Source organism: Microbulbifer agarilyticus S89 (assembly GCF_000220505.1).
GTDB lineage: Bacteria > Pseudomonadota > Gammaproteobacteria > Pseudomonadales > Cellvibrionaceae > Microbulbifer > Microbulbifer agarilyticus_B.
The window spans coordinates 1-21,306 of sequence record NZ_AFPJ01000005.1 but is presented as its reverse complement, the minus strand read 5'-3'; the positions used below and the strand labels follow the sequence as shown (position 1 = coordinate 21,306).

The 21,306-nt window shown below is 58.9% G+C and carries 17 protein-coding genes; 3 read left to right on the top strand and 14 right to left on the bottom strand.

Features of this window, described 5'->3' with window-relative positions:
• Positions 1-40 precede the first annotated feature (40 nt).
• The 8 genes from AS89_RS0100610 to AS89_RS0100575 form a co-directional block, all read right to left on the bottom strand.
• Positions 41-844, bottom strand: coding sequence for a glucose 1-dehydrogenase (locus tag AS89_RS0100610; protein ID WP_010130278.1), 804 nt, complete (start codon positions 842-844; stop codon positions 41-43).
• A gap of 18 nt (positions 845-862) precedes the next feature.
• Positions 863-2,167, bottom strand: coding sequence for a cytochrome c (locus tag AS89_RS16505; RefSeq protein WP_010130276.1), 1,305 nt, complete (start codon positions 2,165-2,167; stop codon positions 863-865).
• 30 nt (positions 2,168-2,197) lie between these two features.
• On the bottom strand, positions 2,198-3,805 hold the full coding sequence (locus AS89_RS0100600; protein WP_029249667.1) for a GMC family oxidoreductase: 1,608 nt from the start codon (positions 3,803-3,805) through the stop codon (positions 2,198-2,200).
• Positions 3,806-3,807: 2 nt separating this feature from the next.
• On the bottom strand, positions 3,808-4,314 hold the full coding sequence (locus tag AS89_RS0100595; RefSeq protein ID WP_010130274.1) for a putative dehydrogenase subunit: 507 nt from the start codon (positions 4,312-4,314) through the stop codon (positions 3,808-3,810).
• A 199-nt stretch (positions 4,315-4,513) separates the two neighbouring features.
• On the bottom strand, positions 4,514-5,038 hold the full coding sequence (locus AS89_RS0100590; protein ID WP_010130273.1) for a lipocalin family protein: 525 nt from the start codon (positions 5,036-5,038) through the stop codon (positions 4,514-4,516).
• A 19-nt stretch (positions 5,039-5,057) separates the two neighbouring features.
• On the bottom strand, positions 5,058-5,174 hold the full coding sequence (locus AS89_RS18350) for a DUF2474 family protein (RefSeq protein WP_081475636.1): 117 nt from the start codon (positions 5,172-5,174) through the stop codon (positions 5,058-5,060).
• Positions 5,174-6,178 carry a cytochrome d ubiquinol oxidase subunit II gene (gene cydB, locus AS89_RS0100580; RefSeq protein ID WP_010130272.1) on the bottom strand — a complete coding sequence of 335 codons (1,005 nt, stop codon included), beginning with the start codon at positions 6,176-6,178 and terminating at the stop codon, positions 5,174-5,176. The genes AS89_RS18350 and cydB overlap by 1 nt, the downstream gene beginning before the upstream one ends.
• Positions 6,165-7,598 (bottom strand): cytochrome ubiquinol oxidase subunit I, encoded by a 1,434-nt coding sequence (locus AS89_RS0100575; protein WP_010130271.1) that lies wholly within the window; start codon positions 7,596-7,598, stop codon positions 6,165-6,167. The genes cydB and AS89_RS0100575 overlap by 14 nt, the downstream gene beginning before the upstream one ends.
• 279 nt (positions 7,599-7,877) lie before the next feature.
• Here AS89_RS0100575 and AS89_RS0100570 point away from each other — a divergent pair, with 279 nt between their 5' ends.
• Entirely contained in the window at positions 7,878-8,417 is a 540-nt protein-coding gene (locus AS89_RS0100570; protein WP_010130270.1) for a fasciclin domain-containing protein, read from the top strand.
• A gap of 321 nt (positions 8,418-8,738) precedes the next feature.
• Entirely contained in the window at positions 8,739-9,698 is a 960-nt protein-coding gene (locus tag AS89_RS0100565; RefSeq protein WP_237709609.1) for a polysaccharide lyase family 7 protein, read from the top strand.
• An 84-nt stretch (positions 9,699-9,782) separates the two neighbouring features.
• Here AS89_RS0100565 and glmS read toward each other — a convergent pair whose 3' ends face one another.
• The 6 genes from glmS to glmU all read right to left on the bottom strand — a co-directional run bounded on the left by glmS (position 9,783) and on the right by glmU (position 17,609).
• The gene (glmS, locus tag AS89_RS0100560) at positions 9,783-11,612 is read right to left on the bottom strand and encodes a glutamine--fructose-6-phosphate transaminase (isomerizing) (protein WP_010130268.1); all 1,830 of its coding nucleotides are present in this window, start codon (positions 11,610-11,612) and stop codon (positions 9,783-9,785) included.
• Positions 11,613-11,648: 36 nt separating this feature from the next.
• Positions 11,649-12,410: a DeoR/GlpR family DNA-binding transcription regulator gene (locus tag AS89_RS0100555; protein WP_010130267.1), complete on the bottom strand. Its 762-nt coding sequence runs from the start codon at positions 12,408-12,410 to the stop codon at positions 11,649-11,651.
• Positions 12,411-12,504: 94 nt separating this feature from the next.
• Positions 12,505-13,665 carry a dihydrolipoamide acetyltransferase family protein gene (locus AS89_RS0100550; protein ID WP_010130266.1) on the bottom strand — a complete coding sequence of 387 codons (1,161 nt, stop codon included), beginning with the start codon at positions 13,663-13,665 and terminating at the stop codon, positions 12,505-12,507.
• Positions 13,662-14,714 (bottom strand): alpha-ketoacid dehydrogenase subunit beta, encoded by a 1,053-nt coding sequence (locus AS89_RS0100545; RefSeq protein ID WP_010130265.1) that lies wholly within the window; start codon positions 14,712-14,714, stop codon positions 13,662-13,664. The genes AS89_RS0100550 and AS89_RS0100545 overlap by 4 nt, the downstream gene beginning before the upstream one ends.
• Positions 14,715-15,824 carry a pyruvate dehydrogenase (acetyl-transferring) E1 component subunit alpha gene (gene pdhA / locus AS89_RS0100540; RefSeq protein WP_010130264.1) on the bottom strand — a complete coding sequence of 370 codons (1,110 nt, stop codon included), beginning with the start codon at positions 15,822-15,824 and terminating at the stop codon, positions 14,715-14,717.
• A gap of 423 nt (positions 15,825-16,247) precedes the next feature.
• Positions 16,248-17,609, bottom strand: coding sequence for a bifunctional UDP-N-acetylglucosamine diphosphorylase/glucosamine-1-phosphate N-acetyltransferase GlmU (gene glmU / locus AS89_RS0100535; RefSeq protein WP_010130263.1), 1,362 nt, complete (start codon positions 17,607-17,609; stop codon positions 16,248-16,250).
• A gap of 344 nt (positions 17,610-17,953) precedes the next feature.
• On the opposite strand from glmU, the gene AS89_RS0100530 reads away from it, so the two are divergent.
• Positions 17,954-21,280: an amidohydrolase family protein gene (locus tag AS89_RS0100530; RefSeq protein ID WP_010130261.1), complete on the top strand. Its 3,327-nt coding sequence runs from the start codon at positions 17,954-17,956 to the stop codon at positions 21,278-21,280.
• Positions 21,281-21,306 lie beyond the last annotated feature (26 nt).

Below are 21,306 nucleotides of genomic sequence, written 5' to 3'. Positions count from 1 at the left end.
CAGCAGCTGCGACCTGTGGATAACCGGTGTCGGTTGCGGATTACTTTTTCTTCGGAGATGCGGTGCTACCCGCCAGGATACCGCCGTCGACCATCAACTCGGTGCCGGTGACGTATTTGGACTCGTCCGCTGCGAGATACAGGGCGGCGTAGGCTACATCCATGGGCTCGCCCATGGTGCGCAGGGGAATATCTGCAGCGATTTTCGCAATCGCCTCCTCGCGCTCCGCCCCCTGGCCCAGTATTGAATCCCACAGCGGAGTGAGGATGGCGCCGGGGTGAATGGAGTTGCAGCGAATCCGGTACCCCTGTTGCGCACAATACAGGGCAACCGATTTGGTGTGGTTGCGAATCGCCGCCTTACTCGACGCGTAGGCGGCGGCGCCGGGGATGCCCACATTCCCCGAGCGGGACGACAGGTTAACAATGCTGCCGTGCGCAGCCTGCTTCATCAGCTTGATTGCCGCCCGGCACCCCATGGCCACGCCCTCGACATTGACCTGGTGGATTTTCTGCCAGCTGGGCAGGTTGAAGTTCTCCGGGTCGAACGGGCCCTCGGTCTCCATAAACCCGGTAATGCCCGCATTGTTGACCAGGATATCCAGCCGGCCGAACTTTTGCGCAATGGCGCTGGAAATTGCATCCCACTGGGCCTCTTCGGCCACATCCAGATGCATGTAGTGCGCCGCACTTCCTATTTCAGTGCACACCGCCTGGCCACGGGTGTCATCAATGTCGCTGACAATCACCGTCGCCCCTTCCTGTGCAAACAACTCGGCAACCGCACACCCAATGCCCTTGGCGGCGCCAGTTACCAGCGCGACTTTATTGTCCAGTCGATGCATGTCGTGCGCTCCCCATCATCAGTTTTTCGCTGCCCCTGCTTGCCGCGGCGGTACCGCAAACTGTGCACGCAAATAATCCAGCAGTCGCTTGAGCTGTGCTTCATCCAGCTTATCGACAAACCCGGGCATCATTTTTTCTTCACCATCAATGGTGCGACTAATGCCCTGCAGTATTGCCTGGCGTAAGTTGTGGTCGTCCGCCGCGCCAACGGTCGAGTTGCGGATCAGTGAGGGGTAATACCCGTCCTTGCTGCCAGTTCCGTCCACGCCGTGGCAGGTCGCACAAAAGCCCAGATACAGTCGCGCGCCGTCTGCCTGCTTCCTCGGGTCGATATCGCGGGACAATGGGTTGCCGCGCAGGATGACCACATCAGTGGCGGGATTACCGAGGCTCTGCCGCGGCAACCGCACTCCGCCCTGCACCGGAGGAATGTCACGCAGGTAGGTGACGATTGCGGCGATATCGCGGTCGTGCATATTGGCAAGGCTGTTTTCGATGGCCTCTGCCATGGAGCCGCCCGCTTGGGCCAGCCGGTTCACATGCCCGGTTTTCAGGTATTGGGTAAGCTGCTCGGCGGTCCATTTGCCAATACCGCCGATGGGATCGGGGGTGATGTTGTACGCTTCCCAACCGTCCAGTACCGGGCCGCCGGCCAAATATCCTTTTTTGGTTTCATCAAACGCTTTCGCCTGCAAGGCGATACCGCGCGGCGTATGACATTCACCGCAGTGCGACGGCCCCTGTACGAGATAGGCGCCGCGGTTCCACGCATCACTTTTCTGTGGATTCGGTTCAAAGGGTTTGTTGGGCGTAAACAACAAGTTCCAAAAATAGATGGGCCAGCGCGCGCTGAGCAATTGCGGGATTTTATTGGTTGGCGGGACTTCATGAACCGGGGCGACGCCGAACAGAAAATACGCATAGAGTGCCTTGATGTCCTCATCGGTAATCTTTGCGAAGGAGGGGTAGGGCATCGCCGGATACAGGTTGCGCCCATCCTTGCCAATCCCTTCGCGCAGCGCCCGGTCAAATTCCTCGAGGGTCCAGCCGCCGATGCCGGTGGCAATATCCGGGGTAATATTGCTCGAATACAGGGTTCCCAGAAATGGCACCTGCAGTGGCCGACCACCCGCATAAACAGAGCCGTCTTCTGCGGTGTGGCAGGCTTTGCAGTCAGCGGCAACAGACAGGTAGCGACCCTGTTCAATCAGGTCGGCCCGGTTTAACTCTTTGTTCACGGAAGCGGCTGCAGCCTCATCCCAGATTTCCTGAGCAACCACTTGCCAGACCGCCAACAGGACCAGAGCGGCACAACCTGCCATTAGCCGTAGGGCATACCGGTGCATCGCTGCTCAGCCCTCCCTGACCAGGGTATCTGCCAGGCGCAGGGCGAGCGCGGCAATGGTGAGGGTTACATTGACGGTTCCTACGGAGGGCATCACCGAGCTGCCTGCAATAAATAGGTTCGGATGATCGAAGGTGCGACAGTCGCTATCGACAACCGAGTCTGCCGCGCTGCTACCCATGATCGTGGAGCCGGTAATGTGGTTGTTGGGGGCAAACTTATCCGCAAAAGTGACTTCCGTACCCCCCATCAGCTGAGCAATTTCTGCGTAGTGCTTGCGGGTGTGTGCAGCACTTCTCACCACATAGTCATCGATCGCATAGGTGATTTCGGGGCGCGGAATACCAATGGCGTCTTTTTCGGTGCTGCTGGGCTGGATGCGATTTTGCGGCTGCGGCAGGATTTCGTGGAAGCTGTTGAATTCCACATACGTCGCGGCGCGCTCGCGCAGCTGCTCGGTGAGTTGCAGTACGTTCCCTGTCTCCGTCTGTTTCAGAACCGCCATGGTTGCTTTGTGCACCGCAGAGCTGTTCGACAGATGCAGTTTCTTGCCCGCAAATTCACTGCGAAATGCCCCGTCCCGGAAGCCCACCGCCGAGGTCATTTCCTGCGGCCCGCGCCCAGGCCACAGTCGCTCATCGGCATAGAAGTGGACGCCTGTACCGGGATGGTCCATCAGGTTACGCCCCACCATATCGGAGCGATTGCCGATCCCATTCGGGTGGTTGCGCGCCTCGGACATCAGCATCAGTTTTGGCGTCTCGATGCCGTTCGCCGCCAGTACAAATTTCTGCCCGGTTACGCGATGGCTCTCGCCGCGGGGGTCCTTGTATTCGGCCGCCACGATTCGGTCACCCTCGGTAACCAGCCGGTTGACCACGGCGCTGTCGATCAATTCTGCGCCATTGGCCTCAGCTTTTTCCACATGGACGATGCCGTTGTACATCGCACCAATCGGGCAAATGGGCATACAGTTGTTGTTGCCACAACAGGTTGGCCGACCATCGTAAGGCCGGCTATTGCGGGCCACCGGTTCGGTAACCACTCGCCACGCGGGGTTGTGTCGGTTCATGCGCGCCTTGAGTCGCGCATCGTTGTAAGAGAGGGGTAGCGGTTGCATGGGGTAGGCCGCACTGCGCGGGGAACCCAGCTCCTCATCTTGCGGCCCCCACACACCGAGTTCCTGTTCCGCGCGGTAATACCAGGGCTCCAGGTCGGCATATTCCAGTGGCCAATCGCGACCGACGCCATACAGGCTTTTCAGCTTGAAATCATTCGGCAAAAAGCGCCAGCAGGCAGCCGCCCAGTGCCAGGTAGTGCCGCCGACCGAGCGAATGTACTGTTGATTGAATTTGTGGCTGCCTTTGAAGATCAGGTAATTGTTGGCGAATTCACCGTACTCGGGGTGGGGCGCCCACCGCGGTGATCGGTAGGCGGCCATGAAGTCGGTTTTATCCAGCTGGTTGCGAAAGCGCTCGACGGTGCGCCAGCGCGCTACCCGCGGCCCGGCCTCGAGGATGAGTACGGATTTCCCGGCCCTGGCCAGCTCGTTGGCCACCAGAGCACCAGCCACCCCCGACCCGATTACGACATACTCCGCATCCCTGCTCGCCAAACCTAGACCCTCTTGAATTTCAGCTGTGGTGCCCTGGCCCAGTCGCCGGGTTTGCCGGTGCAGTAGCTTGGCACTGGCAGGGCATCCGAGGTGAGCCGGTACATGAGTGCGCGCTCATAGGTCACCAGGGTGGAGCCAACGGTGCCGAGAAACCACGCGACAATAATCAGTTTCGCTACCGGCGAGTTGCGTTCGGCCTCATTGGGATCGTCGGGCAAAAGGTCGAGCTGTTGCGTGAAGCTTGGGTACTGGTCATTCAGTGCAACCAGCAAGCGCGCCGCAACACGCCTGTCCAACGGTGTGCCGATGGGCAGCGGATGAAATAGTTTCTGGGACACGGAAAAGAACTTTTCCAGCCGGTGCTGTACGCTCTCGGCTCTGTCCGGCATGCGCTCCGACTGGGAAAAAACCGGCGCCATACTGCCACCCATGAGGCTGGCACCCAGTACCAACTGGTGACGAACAAACCGGCGCCGGGCGGGACAGCTCGGCGCTGCGCTCGCGGCCACACATGCCCGCTCACCTTTGCAAATACCTGAGCCCACACCGCCCTCACAGAGTAACTCGCCATCCGTTACTGGCAGTATAGATAAGGCTGACTACTGGCCGCCGGAAAGAACGGGTACGCGGAGTTAAAGAAATAATTAGAACGGTGGGTTACATATGTGGCCTGCAGCGGAATGAGAATTGCGGGTCGAGCAACCACCCTCAAGGTGCCTGCTCGACAAAAATCAGGGAGCGGGTATCGAAGCCGAGGGCTTCTGCGCGGCGGATAAAGCGCTGTTTCACCGTCTCATCCACCGTGGGTGTACGCGCTAGTAACCACAGATAGGAACGGCTCGGACCCGCAACCATTGCGTAGCGATAGTCCTCATCCAGATCGAACACGATATAGGAGCCGTAAAAGGGACCGAAGAAAGATACTTTCAGGTGACCAACGTCGGGCGCGCCAACGAAATATGCCTTGCCCGCCGCCTGCTGCCACTTGCCCTTTTCCGCATCGAAGCCGCGATTGACCACTCTGACGCCGCCATCTTCCAGCAAAGTGTATTCAGCAGTCACGCGGCTCAAGCCGCGCTCAAATGAGTGGTCCAGGCGCGCGATTTCATACCAGCGCCCCAGGTACCGATCGAGGCTGAAATTATCCACCGGTGTGATTCCCTCGGGAATACCGGTACAGCTTGCGAGAAGCACGCTGACAACAAGCACCAGGTGCGTGAAAAAATTCTTCATCGGAGTCACAACATCATTGTTAACCGCCAAGCCACCACTTGAGCACCAGCGACAGGCTGCCGAGCGCGGCTACACTCGTCATCCAGATCAACACCATCCAACCCAGGCGTTTCCAGGCGCTCGCTGCAGTTTTCATCAGTGGTACCCCTCGGTGCCCACCTTGCCGCGGAACACCCAATATGCCCAGCCGGTATAACCCAGGATAACCGGGATAATAAATACCGCGCCCACCAACAGAAACAGCTGGCTATCCCGCGGTGCGGCCGCCTCCCACAGGCTGATCGACGGCGGGATCATATTCGGGTAAATACTGATACACAGCCCAATAAAGCCTAACAGGAACAGGGCCAGCGCCATGACAAACGGCAACAATTCACGCCCCTTATTCAGGCTCCAAAAAAGTACCCCGGTGCAAATCGCCACAAGCAACGGCACCTGCGCAGTGAGTAAAACCTGCGGCATTTCAAACCAGCGGCGCCAGTAGTCATTATGCAGAAACGGCGTTGCCAGGCTAACCGCAATGATTGCTGCGACGGTCGCGGCGGCCAGCCAGTAGGCCAGGCGGTGAGCGTGGCGCTGGCACCCGCCTTCGGTTTTGCGGATCAACCAGGTGGCACCCAGCAACGCATAGCCAATCACCACCGCCACGCCAGTGAGAATACTGAATGGGCTCAACCAGTCCAGCCAACCGCCGGCATAGGCGTTGTTCTCGACCTTGATGCCCTGGAGTATCGCACCGATGGTAATGCCCTGCGCCAGGGCGGCCACGGTCGAGCCAATATTGATGATCAGGTCCCACAGCGGCTGATGTCGGGGGTCGCGCCAGCGGAATTCAAACGCGGCGCCGCGAAATACCAGCCCCAGCAGCATGGCAATCATCAGCGGATAGGTCGCCGGCAAAATGATGGCGTAGGCGAGGGGAAACACCGCCAGCAGGCCGCCACCACCCATGACCAGCCAGGTTTCATTGCCATCCCAGAAAGGTGCGATGGAATTGATTGCCTGGTCCCGTTCATGTCCCGGTTCCAGCACCGGCGAGAGGATACCCACGCCCAGGTCGAAGCCATCCAGTACCACATAGGCGAAAATGGCGAAGCAAATAAGCCCCGCCCAGATCAGCGGCAAATCAAGTTGTTCCATCGGAACCTCCCGCTGGTTGCGATGCATGGGGTTCCAGGCTGGCTGCTGGGGTAATACCCGCCGCATAGGTTGGCACATTTGGAGGTTCCGGCTCACCGCGATGCGGCGGATTCGCCATCAAGCGCAACAAGTAGTAAATCCCCATGCCGAAGATTGCCGAGTACACCACAATAAACGCAATCAGTGATGCCGCGACGGCAGGTGCATCCAGGGGCGAGGCCGAGTCTACTGTTTTCATCAGTCCATACACCGTATACGGCTGGCGCCCCACCTCCGTGGTTATCCAGCCGGCGATCACCGCCACAAATCCAGACGGGCCCATAAATACTGCCGCGCGATGTAGCGCCCGCGACTCGAACAGGCGTTTTCGATGGCGTGCAACCAGGCTCCACAGGCCCAGTGCCAGCATCGCGAAGCCGATCGCCACCATCACCCGAAAAGACCAGAACACCACAGCCACCGGGGGCCACTCTTCGCGCGGGAAGTCCGTCAGGCCGGGTAACGGAGCATTTGGGTCGTGCTTGAGAATCAGGGAACCCAGCTTGGGTATTGCCAGCTGGTAATGCACGGTTGCCGCCTCTTCATCGGGAATACCAAACAGGATGAGTGGCGCACCATTCGGACTGGGCTGAAAGTCACCCTCCATCGCCAGTACCTTGGCCGGCTGATGCTCGAGGGTATTCAGGCCATGTAGATCACCTGCCACAATCTGAATCGGGGTGACGATTACCGCCATCCACATCGCCATGGAAAACATTTTGCGCGCGCCAATATTGGCGCGGTCCTTGAGCAGGTGCCAGGCACCGACGCCACCCACCGCAAAGGCGGTGGTGAGGTAAGCGGCTATTACGGTATGGGTGAGCCGGTAGGGAAAACTCGGGTTGAATATGACATCCCACCACGAACTGCCAACAATAAATTGCCCCTGGTCATTGATCGCAAACCCCGCCGGGGTCTGCATCCAGGAGTTGACGGAAAGAATCCAGAATGCAGATACAAAGGTGCCCAGGGCCACCATGCAGGTGGCGAAAAAATGCAGCCCCTTGCCCACCTTATTGATACCAAACAGCATCACCCCGAGAAATCCCGCCTCGAGGAAAAATGCGGTGATCACCTCATAACCCATCAGCGGGCCGATCACCGGCCCCGCCTTGTGGGAAAACTCGGACCAGTTGGTGCCAAACTGGTACGACAGCACGATTCCGGAAACGACCCCCATTCCAAAACCAACGGCGAAGATCTTTAACCAGTAGCGATATAAATTGGCATAGACGCCACGCCCGGTCTTTAACCAGAGGCCTTCGAGCACCATCAGGTAACTCGCCAGCCCAATAGAGAACGCGGGAAAGATAAAATGAAACGAAACGGTAAAGGCAAACTGCACCCGCGCCAGAAATACGGCGTCTAAATGCTCAAACACGGCTGGTCCCTCAGGCAAAGATACGTATTTCGCACCTTCAAAAGTAGTCGCTATTTGGCACCTGTCTAGCGTGGCTATTGGCTTTTGCTTGGTAGCGAGAAGCAAGAGGCGAGAGACGATAAGCGAGTGACGACCGCAGGCAGCCCGCAACGATGGTGTCGCCAGCCGACGTCGGTATCCGTGCCGGTGTGGACCTGGAGAGCAGCACACTATACTCCCTGACGATTCCGGCTCGGTCCGGCACTACTCTTTTACCTGAGTTTCATTCAGAGGTTTTTTATGGCTCTCTTCAATATGTCAATCAGTAAAGTTTTCCTCGCACCGTTTATGGCGCTAGCCCTGATCAGTGCGCCCTCACAAGCGGATGAAAGTAAAACAATCGCGGAGAACGCCGCGAATGCCGAGGCCCTGTCTACGCTGGTTGCTGCCGTGCAGGCGGCCGAACTGGTCGATACACTGAAAGGCGACGGTCCATTCACCGTGTTTGCCCCAACCAATGATGCCTTCGCCGCGCTACCTGCGGGTACCGTGGAAATGTTGTTGAAACCGGAAAACAAGGACAAGCTGAAAAAGATCCTCACCTATCATGTCGTTCCCAGCAAAGCGACTGCAGAAATGGTAGTGGGACTCATCAAACAAGGCGGTGGCCATGCCAAAGTGAAAACCGTGCAAGGTGACGAACTTACCCTGAAGCTGATGGGCGACAAGGTGACCGTAACCGATGCGAAGGGCAACACCGTAAACGTGGTGCAGGCCGACATCATGAATTCAAATGGTGTGGTACATGTGATTGATGGTGTGCTGATGCCGAGCAAGTAATTGCCTGATACACACTAACGGTAAAAGCGAAAACGGCAGCGCAACCAGCGCTGCCGTTTTCTTTTTTCTTTTGTACCAGCGTCCGTCGAAAATTGGTTGACCAATAATCCTACTTTACTGGTTTATTACTTTACACTCAGCGAACACTGCACTTAGTCTCGGGAGTATCGTTATTCGCGGGAAAACATAATGATAAACCAGCACAGCAAACACAAAACTTTTCACCTCATCGCAGCGGCCAGCGTCAGCATTTTGTTGTCTTCATGTCATAGCGGACCAGAACAAAAGCCTGCCACTTCGCCTGTTTCTGGGAAAGCGGCGGTGGTAGTGCCGGGAGCGCTGGTGGACCTGAACAACTGGAAGATCACCTTGCCCATGGACAGCAATGGTGACGGCAAGATTGATGAGGTTGGGCCACCCAATATCATGCGCCTGTATGAGCCCCGCTTTTTCTACGGCAACGAACAAGGTGAGCTGGTATTCGCCGCGCCGAACAAGGCCATGACTACCGCGAATTCCACCAATACCCGCAGTGAGCTGCGGCAGATGATCGACCCGGTGAAATCCAAGACCAAAGCACCCGGTAATAATTTTGTGCTGGCTTCGCACCCCAGGGCGCATGAATACGGCGCGATTGGTGGCCGCCTGTCAGCAACCCTGGCGGTCAATCATGTGGCTATCGAGGCGGCGCACCCCAATAAAAAACCGGCGTTCTCGGTGGTTGTCGGGCAAATCCATGCCGGTAAAGACCCGAGCATGCTCGATGCCGGTTTTGGTTACGGCAACGAACCACTCAAGATTTACTACAAGAAGTGGCCGGGTCACGAATACGGTTCCGTATTCTGGACTTACGAGCGCAACCTGGAAAAAGATAACCCCAACCGTACCGATATTGCCTACCCAGTGTGGGGCAACACCTGGGAGTCCGCGGAGAACCCGGGAGACAAGGGCATCAAGCTCGATGAATCTTTTAGCTATACGGTCGATGTGATCGACAATGTTATGCAGCTAACCTTTGAAGCGGCAAATAAACCGCGCGTGGAATACACCATCGACCTTGCCAACAACGTTGACGCCTACGGTGAAGTCGACCCACTGGATAACCCAGCTGGCTATAGCGGCGACTGGTTTTACTTTAAAGCCGGCGCCTACAACCAATGCAGCAGTAAAAACCAGCAGGGTATGTGGTATGCAGGCTGTGCAGGCTCAGGGGTCTGGGAGCAAGACCGTGCACAAGGTCACTATGCGCAGGCGAGCTTCACTGCCATCGAACTAGACTGACTGGTGAAAATTTCCAGATAATATATAGCCCGCGCGTTTTGCGCGGGCTATTTATTTGGTGGCTGTATCAGATTATGGGAATAACTATTCCACGGTCACCGATTTTGCCAGGTTGCGTGGCTGGTCCACATCGGTGCCTTTCAGTAGTGCCACGTGGTAACTCAATAGCTGCAGCGGTACCGTATACAGAATGGGCTGCAGACTTTCCGGTGCATCCGGCACCTCTACCACGGTAAGTCCTTCCTCACTGTGGAACCCGGCCTCGGGGCTGGCAAAGACAAACAATTCACCACCGCGTGCGCGCACTTCCTGCAAATTGGATTTCAGTTTTTCCAGCAGCTCGTCGTTCGGCGCGACGACGATCACCGGCATATCCGCGTCGACCAGGGCGAGCGGCCCGTGCTTGAGTTCACCAGCCGGGTAGGCCTCGGCGTGGATATAGGAAATTTCCTTGAGCTTGAGTGCTCCCTCCAATGCAATCGGGTATTCCACACCACGCCCAAGAAACAACGCGTGATTTTTTTCCGCGAAGGCTTCACTGGTGGCTTTTACCAGCGCGTCCAGCCCGGTGAATTTTTCCATCAGTTTCGGCAACTGGTGCAAGGCGCTAATCAACTGCGCTTCGCGCTCGCCATCCATGCCGTTGGCCTTGGCCAGCGCGATACAGAAAATTTGTAGCGCAACCAGTTGCGTGGTGAAGGCCTTGGTGGAGGCAACACCGATTTCCGGGCCCGCTTCGGTCATCAGGTGCAACTCGGACTCACGCACCAGAGAGCTGTTGGGCACATTACAGATGGTCATGGAGGCGAGATAGCCCAGCTCCTTGGCCTGACGCAGGGCAGCCAGGGTATCGGCGGTCTCGCCGGACTGCGAGATGGTGACAAATAAAGTGCCGGGGCGCACCGCGGTTTTGCGGTAGCGAATTTCGCTGGCAACTTCCACGGAGCAGGGCACACCGGCCCAATCCTCAATCCAGTAACGGGCAACCAAACCGGCGTGATAGCTGGTGCCACAGGCGACGATCTGTACCTGTTTTACCTTCGGCAGGATTTCGTTGGCGGCAGTACCCAGAGCCTGTGACAGCACCGAGTGCTCGCCAATACGCCCGGCCATGGTCGCTTCTACCACCTTGGGCTGCTCGAAGATTTCCTTCTGCATATAGTGGCGGTAGCGACCCTTGTCGGCGGCATCGTGGCCACCCTGTAGCTTGTTCACCGGGCGGCTGACTTCCTCACCGGTTTTGTCCCAGATCGCAATGGCGTCACGGGTCACGTCTGCCAGATCGCCCTCTTCGAGGAATATAAAGCGGTCGGTTACCTGCTGCAGGGCCATGGGATCGGAGGCAATAAAGTTTTCCTCGATACCGACGCCAATCACCAGCGGGCTACCCAGCCGTGCACACACCAGATGCTCGGGCTCTCTGGCAGATACAACCCCGAGAGCGTAGGCACCGTGCAGCCTTTTGGTTGCCGCGGATACCGCTTCGAGCAGGTCGCGCCCCTCGCTGGCAAGAGCGTGGATCAGGTGCACCACCACCTCGGTATCGGTTTCCGACTGGAACTCGTAACCTTTGGCGAGCAGCTCTTCGCGCAGCTCCTGGTAGTTTTCGATAATGCCGTTGTGCACCAGGGCGAAATCGCCGGACACATGTGGGTGGGAGTTTTTATCCGAAGGGACGCCGTGGGTAGCCCAGCGGGTGTGGGCAATACCGAGCTGACCGGAAGTGGAGCTCTCATCCAGCGCGGACTCCAGATCGGCGACCTTGCCCTGGGTTTTGCGTAGCTGCAATTTGCCGTCGCCGTTCACCAGACACACGCCGGCGGAGTCATAGCCACGGTACTCCAACCGGCGCAGGCCTTCGAGAAGGATTCCAGTTACGTTGCGCTGCCCCAGGGCACCTACGATTCCACACATGTTTATTTACCTCGATTATCCATTACTGTGCGCGCGCTACTTGGCGTCCGCGCAAATCACCCGCAGCCCTCGGCTTTCCAGCTGCGTACAAGTCTTGTCGTCAATGCCGCTGTCGGTGACCAGGGTGCCGAACATCTCCCAGCTCAATTCCAGATTGGGAATACGACGTCCAACCTTGCTGGACTCCGCCATCACAATCACCTCACGGGCGACATCCGCCATCACCCGCGACAGGCCGATCTGTTCGTTGAAAGTGCAGGTACCGCGCTCGAGATCGATGCCATCGGCGCCGATGAAGGCCTGGTCAAAGTCGTAACCGCGCAATACCTGCTCGGCGACCTGGCCCTGGAAGGCCTCGAAGTGCGGATCCCAGGTGCCGCCGGTCATCAGCAGGGTGGGTTCGTTTTCCAGTTCCCGCAGCTGATTGGCCACGTGCAGGGAATTGGTCATCACCACCAGGCCGCGCTTGTGGTTGAGCTCCGGAATCAGGCCGGTAGTGGTGCGGCCGTAATCGATGACAATGCGGTTGTGGTCGCGGATCAGCTCTGCGGCGGCGCGGCCGATGGCGCGCTTGGTTTGCGACAGCGGGTCTTCCGCCATCAATTCCCGCGGCAGGGGAATGGCACCGCCGTGGCGACGCAGCAGGAGGCCGCTGTGCTCCATAGCTGCCAGGTCCTTTCGAACCGTAACTTCCGAAGTTTCGAACCGACGCGCCAGCTCCTCGACACTGGCTTCACCGGCATCGTTGATCAGGCTCAGTATCAGATGCCGCCGCTGCTGGGTATTACGTTTCGACATGCTCTCGCATCTTTCGTTTCGAAAGTAAAGGATAGCAAAACGAAACTTATAATCACACCGTGATCTCTACGCCTGTTCCCCGCCCGTTCCCCGCCTATTCGCCGGGCTCCAGCTGCTCCCGCAGGACCTGTAAAAAGCGCGCCAGCTCACCGCCGGTCACCGCGCGGTGGTCGGCGGTAATAGACAGCGGCAACAGCTTGCGCACCCGCGCCTTACCCTTGTGCGGCAAAACCGCCTTGTGCGCACGGCCCGCGCCGACAATGCAGACCAGCGGCGGCACCACCACCGGGGTGGCAAAGCGGCCCGCAAGGCTACCGAAGTTGGACAGGTGGATAGTGGCACCCTGCAGGTCTTTCTGCGGAATAGCGCCATCTTCCGCCTGCCGCCTAAACCGGGTGATCGCTTCCTGCAGGTCCTGAGTTGAGAGTGCCGCGACATCCCTCAGCACTGGCACATACAGGCCTCTGGATGTATCCACCGCGAGCCCCACATTGACCGGGGTTTGCGGCTGCAAGGTGTCGTTGCTGAAGTGGGCATTCAGGTTCGGCTCAGCCGACGCCGCCGCGGCCAGCGCCCGCAGCAAACGCAGGGTGGTATTGGTACCCTTGGGCCAGCGCGAGATATCTACCTCGTCACACAGGGTCATGGGACAGACCTGATCGCGGCTTTGCGCCATCGCGAGCGCCATGGCGCGGCGCGCGGGTTCGGCTGGAGTGACAGTGGGACCAGGAGAGGGAGCAGGAGAGGGAGCAAGAGCTGGAGCAGGAGCGGACGGTGTGCTTGTTGTGAGCCCAGTGCCGGCGGCAGCGCGCACCTCGGCCTCACTGAAACGGGAACCCTTTGGGTGAAGCTTTGCAAGGTCCACACCCAGTTGCCGCGCCAGAGCGCGCACCGTGGGGGTTGCGCTACGCGGGCGGTTAGCCGGTGGGCGTTGTTCGCGCGCCAGCGCCTGCCCGCCGGCTTCAATTTTGCCGACAACCGTGCCGGAATCCGATGTTTTCTCCGACGTTTGGGTAATTTCGCCCTGTTTAAAGCCGATAAGCGGCTGACCGGTGTTCAGGGTTTGTCCCTCTTCAACAAAGCACTTTGCCACAATGCCGGCGTATGGCGACGGCACTTCGACCAGGGCCTTGGCGGTTTCCACCGTGACGAGGGGCTGATCCGCGGCAACCCTGTCGCCTTCCTGCACCAGCCACTCGCGGATGGTGGCATCTGGCAGGCCCTCGCCCAGATCGGGAAGCTTGAAGATCTTCATGGCTGCGCCTCACCGTTGCGCACAACGTTTGCGCTGTTGGTGGGACGCGGTGGTGACCGCGAATAGCTCAGTGCAGCGCGAGCGCCGGCGAGTATGCGCGCGACGCCGGGCATGTAAGCAGCTTCCAGCTGGTAGTAGGGCATTACCGTGTCGTAACCGGTGACGCGCTGCACCGGCGCATCCAATAGGTCGAAGGCGTATTCCTGAATCTGCGTGGCAATCTCGGCACCAAGGCCAGCAAAGCGCGCGGCTTCGTGTACCACCACGCAGCGCCGGGTTTTCTCCAGGGAATCGATGATCGTGTGGATATCCAGCGGCTTGAGTGTGGCGGGGTCGATCACTTCCGCCTCGATTCCGTCGGCAGACAGTTGCTCCGCCGCCGCAAGGGTTTCCTTGATGCTGGCGCCCCAGGCAACCAGGGTCAGGTCACTACCCTCGCGCAGTACAAACGCGCGATCCAACGGCAGAGCTGCGCCATCGTCCGGCACCGGTTGTTTGGCGGCGCGGTAAATGCGCTTGGGTTCCAGGAACAGCACCGGGTCTGGGTCGCGGATGGCCGCCAGCAGCAGACCGTAGGCCCGTGCCGGCGAGGAGGGCACCACCACACGCAGACCGGGGATGTGCGCAAAAATTGCCTCGGTGCTTTCACTGTGGTGTTCCGGTGCGTGAATGCCGCCGCCATAGGGCGCACGGTATACGATGGGACAGCTGAGCCGACCGCGGGTGCGGTTGCGCATGCGCGCGGCGTGACTGAGGATGTGATCGAGGCCGGGATAGATAAACCCCATGAACTGGAATTCGGCCACCGGGCGCAGCCCCTGTGTGGCCATGCCCACGGCGATGCCAGCGATCATGGTTTCCGCGAGCGGTGTATCCAGCACGCGCGCCGCACCGAAGCGCTCCTGCAAACCCTCGGTTGCCCGAAATACGCCGCCGTTCGCTCCAATATCCTGTCCAAACACCACAACTTCGGAATTATTGTTCAACTCGAACGCCAGCGCCTGGGTTACCGCCTCCACCAGTGTGATCGGATTTTCCTGCTCACCCATTTACGCGCCGGCTCCCTGTTGCTGTTCATCGCGCAATTGGTCGTACTGCTCGTACAGTCCCTCCGGCAGCTGCGCATACAGGTGATCAAACATGGCGGTGACCGGCTCTGGCGTGCGCGCCTGCCAGTTGCCCAGCGCCGCCTCCATGGTGGCGGCCAACTCCCGATCCAGATCCTGCTGCTTGGCGTCGCTCCACAACCCCTGCTCGCGCAGGTAATGATCCAGGCGTTTGATCGGTTCCCACTGCCAGGCCTGCTCGAGCGCCTCGGCGCTGCGATAACGGCTGGCATCGTCTGCAGTGGTGTGATCGCACAGGCGATATGAAATCGCTTCGATCAGCGCGGGTCCCTCGCCGTTACGCGCACGTTGCAGCGCGTCCTGCACGGCCCAGGCCACTGCTACCACATCGTTGCCATCCACCTGCAGCGCGGGGATCCCCGCGGCAACCGCTTTTTGCGCAATTGTCTGCGTTGCGGTCTGGCCGTGGCGCGGTACCGAGATGGCCCACTGGTTATTGTTCACCACAAACACCACCGGCAGCTTCCATACCCCGGCCAGATTCATCGCTTCGTAGAAGTCGCCCTTCGAGGTGGCACCCTCGCCACTACTGGCAACGGCCGCCTGCAACGGTGCACCTTCCTGTTTATGGCGCTGCTTCAGGGCAAAGGCGACGCCCACGGCGTGCAGCATTTGGGTGGCAATGGGAATGCAGATCGGTAGGTCGTTGGGGGCGTGCTGAAAGTTCTGCCCGCGTTCGTCCCCGCCCCAGATGGCGAGAATTTCCTCGATGGTGACGCCGCGCTCCAATAGCGCGCCGGTTTCACGGTAGTAGGGACAATAGACATCATCGGCGGCCAGGGCATTGCCGGTGGCGATGCCGATGGCTTCCTGACCGAGAGTGGAAGGGTAGGTGCCAAGGCGGCCGGTGCGCTGCAGTTTTACCGCACGATCATCCACCTGCCTGGCCAGCTGCATTTGCCGGTGGCAGAGGGTGAGCCAGTCGGGGGTAGCAAACTCGGGCAGTGGCTGTGTCTCCCGACCCTGTTTGTCCAGGTACTGGAGATAGGCGATATCGAAGGAAGCCTGGAGCTGCAGGCGAGGTTTATGCATCGGCGGGGTTCCTTGGATTCCGATGCTTCTAGTGTAGTTGGGGGTTTTGGGTGTCTTTGGGTTGTGGGGTTCGTTTTATTCTCAGGTAGTGGCGGCAAATCACCGGGTATTCGTTTTCGAAACCGCTGTGAACCCATCCCTGGGCGCTGCGGCGGCGACGTCCTGTCGCCGACGCTTTCGAAAACGAATACCCGGCACTTTGCCTTCGCATGGACCTGTGGACTTCGTTGGCACGCCAGGAAAGCTTTTACGAGGCACAGTTGGTTCGGCTGAAGGTGGAGTGCCGGGTAAAGGTTTTCAGGAGCGTCGCAAACAGGATGTTTGCGCCGCAGCGCCCAGGGATGGGTTCACAGCGGTCCTGAAAACCTTTACCCGGTGCTCCGCCGCCGCTCAAATAGCTTCAAAACACCCGAACTACGGAGCTCAGGACTTCTTGGTAGGCCGCTGCCAGCCACCAATATTGCGCTGCTTACCACGGGCAACAGCCAGTTCGTCAGCACTCACTTCACGGGTAATTGTTGAGCCGGCGCCGATGGTTGCACCAGAACCGATGGTTACCGGTGCCACCAGCGCCGAGTTGGAACCGATGAAAGCGCCATCGCCAATAATGGTTTTGGATTTGTTTACGCCGTCGTAATTACAAGTGATGGTGCCGGCGCCGATATTCACGCCGTCGCCCACTTCGGCATCGCCGACATAGGAAAGGTGGTTCACCTTGCTGCCGAGGCCGATTTTGGCTTTTTTCGTCTCGACAAAATTACCGACTTTTGCCCCGTTGGCAAGCTCGGTGCCCGGGCGCAGACGCGCGAAGGGACCAATGGTGCAGGCTTCGCCGACGCTGGCATCCTCAATAATCGAATTGGCTTCCAGCACCGTTCCCGCCGCCAACTGGCAGTTTTTCAGCAGGCAGTTGGGGCCGATCTTGACGCCATCACCGAGAGTGACATTACCTTCGAACACGCAGTTGATGTCGATGGCAACATCCGCGCCACAGGAAAGGGTGCCGCGCACATCGAGGCGCGCAGGGTCGAGGAGAGTGACGCCCGCTGCCATCAGGTTTTCGGTATTCTCGGCCTGCAACGCGCGCTCCAGTTCTGCCTGCTGGGCACGGCTGTTTACGCCGGCGACCTCGTTGGGGTCATCGGCGACCACACCGGTAACCGCGATATTCTCACTCACGGAGCGCGCGATCACGTCGGTTAGGTAGTACTCACCCTGGGCATTGTTGTTGGAGAGTTCCGGTAGCCATTGGGCCAAGAGATCTGCGGGTGCAGCAAGGATACCGGTGTTAATTTCGCAGATTTTGAGCGTATTGGTATCGGCGTCTTTTTGCTCGACAATCGCCTGCACCGCACCGGACCCGTCGCGCACGATGCGCCCGTAACCACTCGGGTCGTCCATCACCACCGACAACAGCGCAGGGCCCGAGACAGATGCCTCGAGCAGGCTTTGTAACGTCGTGGTTTTTACCAACGGCACATCGCCGTAGAGCACCAGCACCGTGGCGCCCTTGCGGAAATTCGGAATCGCCTGGGCAACCGCGTGGCCGGTACCCAGCTGCTCGGTCTGCTCAACAAATTGCACACCGCTATCGGTGCAGCGCTCGCGCACCAGATCGGCACCGTGGCCGATAACCACGGTAATACGCACATCACCAAGGCCCTTGGCCGCATTGATCACCCGCTCCAGCATCGGCACGCCACCAATAGGATGCAGAACCTTGGGAAGATTGGAGCGCATGCGGGTGCCTTTACCCGCAGCGAGGATGACAACGTCGATAGCCATGAGAATCCTTGCAGAATTAACAACAGGAGAAAGTGTGATTGGACACCTTTCTTTATAGATAGATACCAATCATTTTTGCTGGGTGCGGATTGTTACGGCTCAGGTCCGCGACCGCAAGGGCTCCGGCGCAACATGTTGCCGACGGTGCCTTGGGGCGCCGCAGGCAGCTTAAACAGACGAAAATCTGGCCAACTGCAGTTATTCCGACTTTTATCTCGTTCGTTGTCTATTCATTGTTTTTTGCCCGCGTTTCGGTAGTTTTTCCTGAATATCGATTTCTCTAGCGCACCCCGAACTCGCGGGTTGCGTTGCTACAGACAACCCCAGCACACCGGAAGCTCAAGATGATAAAAACCAAAGTCAGCCAGCTGGCACGCCTGATCGGCGGTGCCAGTCTCGCTCTGACCCTGCCGCTGGCCGCGGCCGCAGAAGAAGCAAAGCAGAAAGCGGACAAGTGGGATGTGAACAAGCCGCCCTACGAGTTCAAGTCCATTCCGCTGGATACCCGCGAAACCACGTGGAGTAACCTGGACATCAGCCCGGACGGCAAAACCATCCTGTTCGATATGCTGGGTGACATCTATGAGATGCCCATCGATGGCGGCAAGGCCACCTCGATCACCAATGAGATTGCCTGGAATACCCAGCCGCGCTTCAGCCCGGACGGCAAATCCATCGTCTTCGTGAGCGACCGCGATGGGGCCGACAATGTGTGGATCATGGATCGCACTGGCGATAACCTGCGCCAGCTCACCACCGAGCGTGAAAACCTGGTACACGCACCGAGTTTCAGCCCGGATGGACAATACTTGGTGGCGCGCAAAGGCTTTATGAGTGGCCGCAGCATCCCCGCCGGTGAGATCTGGATGTACCACTATGGCGGTGGTGAAGGCCGCCAGATCAAGGCACGTCTTGGCGGGGATATCGCCCAGAAGAACATTTCCGATGCGGTGTTTTCCCCGGACGGCCGCTACATCTATTACACCATCGACACCACACCCGGCACCGTGTGGGAGTACAACAAGAACTCCACCAAGCAGATCTTTGCCATCAACCGCTATGACCTGAATGACGGCAAGGACGAGACCTTTGTATCCGGCCCCGGCGGCTCCATCGCCCCCATGCCTTCCCCGGACGGCAAAAAACTGGCCTTCGTGCGTCGTCAGGACTTCAACACCGCACTGTTCGTGAAAGACCTGAGTACGGGCCTGGAGACACCGATCTACTCTGAACTGGAGCGCGACCTGCAGGAAACCTTCGGCTCCCACGGCAACTACGTACAGTACGACTGGATGCCGGACGGCAAATCCCTGGTGGTGTGGAGCAAGGGCAAGTTCCTGCGCATCGCCGCGGACGGCAGCAGCCTGCAGAGCGGCGCGCGCGAAATCGTCGCGCACATCCAAACCGACAAGCAGGTCGCCGATGCGGTGCGCTTCCCGGTCGATGTGGCGCCAGATGCGTTCGACGTGAAGATGATTCGCTGGGCGCAGAAATCTCCGGATGGCAAACAGATCGCCTTCCAGGCATTGGGTAAAATTTACGTTCAGGACGTGAAAAGCGGAGAACGTCGCCGATTAACCCGCCAGGATGAGCACTTTGAGTTCTATCCGAGCTGGTCCCGCGACGGCAGGCAAATCACCTACGTAACCTGGGATGACGAAAAGCTGGGCCAGGTACGCGTGGTATCTGCGCGCAGTGGCCGTGGCAAGGACATCACCCAGGAGCCGGGCCTGTATGTGGAGCCGAGCTTCTCCCCGGATGGTGAACAGGTAACCTTCCGCCGCTTTACCGGTGGCTACCTGCTGAGCCCCGAATATTCCCTCGAACCGGGAATTTACCTCGCCGACGCCGATGGCGACTGGCAGCGCCGTATCGCCAAGTCCGGGTACGAGCCGCACTTTGGTGCCGACGGTGAACGCATTTACTTCTCCGAGTACATTTACGGAAACGGTGGCAAGCGTGTCTTCAAGAGTGTCGACACCAACGGTAAGGACGAGCGTGAACATCTGCACGGTGCAGAAATCACCTCCTTCCGCCTGTCACCGGACGGCCGCTGGGTTGCGTTTACCCAAGACTTCAAGGCATTTGCCGCGCCGTTTATGCACACCGGTAAGTCCGAAGCCATCGGCCCCAAGGCCAGCGCGGTCAAGGTCACCCAGGTGTCCAAGCGCGCCGGTGAGAACCTGCACTGGTCCGCCGACAGCAACACCCTGGGCTGGGCCCACGGCCCGAAACTTTACGAGCGCCAGCTGAAAGATGCGTTTGGCTTTGTCGCCGGTGCACCGGAGCAGCTGCCTGAGCCCGTCAGTGAAGGAATCGACCTGAGCTTCGAGCAGCCGTTTGCCAACAGCGGCAAACTGGTGGCGCTCACCGGCGGCACCGTGGTCACCATGCGCGATTCAGAGCAGACCCAGGAAGTAATCGAGAACGGTGTGGTGCTGTTCCGCGGCAATCGCATTGTGGCGGTGGGCGCAACCAGTGAGGTGGAAATCCCGGTGGGCACCCAGCGTATCGATGTGACCGGCAAAACCGTGCTGCCGGGACTGATTGATGCCCACGCCCATGGCGCTCAGGGACGCGAGGAAATCATCCCGCAGCAGAACTGGAACCTGTATTCCAGCCTGGCCTTTGGCGTGACCACCATTCACGACCCCTCCAATGACAGCAGCGAGATCTTCTCCGCCGCGGAGATGCAGAAGGCCGGCATCATCAACGGCCCGCGTATTTACTCCACCGGTACCATCCTTTACGGCGCCAAGGGTCCCGGCTACAAAGCCAAGATCAACAGCCTGGAAGATGCGGAATTCCATGTGGAGCGTCTCAAGGACATGGGCGCAATTTCCGTGAAGAGCTACAACCAGCCGCGCCGCGAGCAGCGCCAGCAGGTGCTGGAAGCGGGCCGCAAGCACGGCATCATGGTGGTGCCGGAAGGTGGCGGTAAGTACCAGCACAATATGAATATGATTGTGGACGGCCATACCGGTGTTGAGCACTCACTGCCCATCGCCAATATCTACTCCGATGTACAGCAACTGTGGAGCCAGACTCAGGTGGGTTATACCCCGACCTTCGTGGTGGCCTACGGTGGCCTGACCGGCGAATACTATTGGTACGATCACACCGAGGTGTGGAAAAACGAGCGCCTGACGCGCTTCACGCCGGACTTTATCGTCAACCCGCGCTCTATCCGTCGCGAACGCGCACCGGATCACCACTACAACCATTTCAACGTAGCCAGCCACGCCAAGCAGCTGCGCGATCAGGGCGTTACCGTGCATATCGGTGCCCACGGTCAGCGCGAGGGCCTCGGCGCCCATTGGGAAATGTGGATGATGGAGCAGGGCGGCTTTACCCCATGGGAAGCGCTTCGTTCTGGCACCATGGATGGCGCCCGCTACCTGGGCATGGATAAGGACCTGGGCAGCCTGGAGCCCGGCAAGCTGGCGGACATCATCGTGGTGGACGGTAACCCGCTTGAAAACCTGCGCCTGTCCGAGAACATCAAATACACCGTGATCAACGGCAAGGTATTTGATGCAGCCACCATGAACGAAGTGGACGGCGACCAGCGCCTGGCGTTCTTCCATGAGCGTTTACCAGTGAGCGCCATGCCGACGCCGACCGCGGAAGCGATCCAGGAGAAACAGGAGCGACATCACTGGGTGCACTGATTTCCTGTCATCCGTAACAAAAAAGC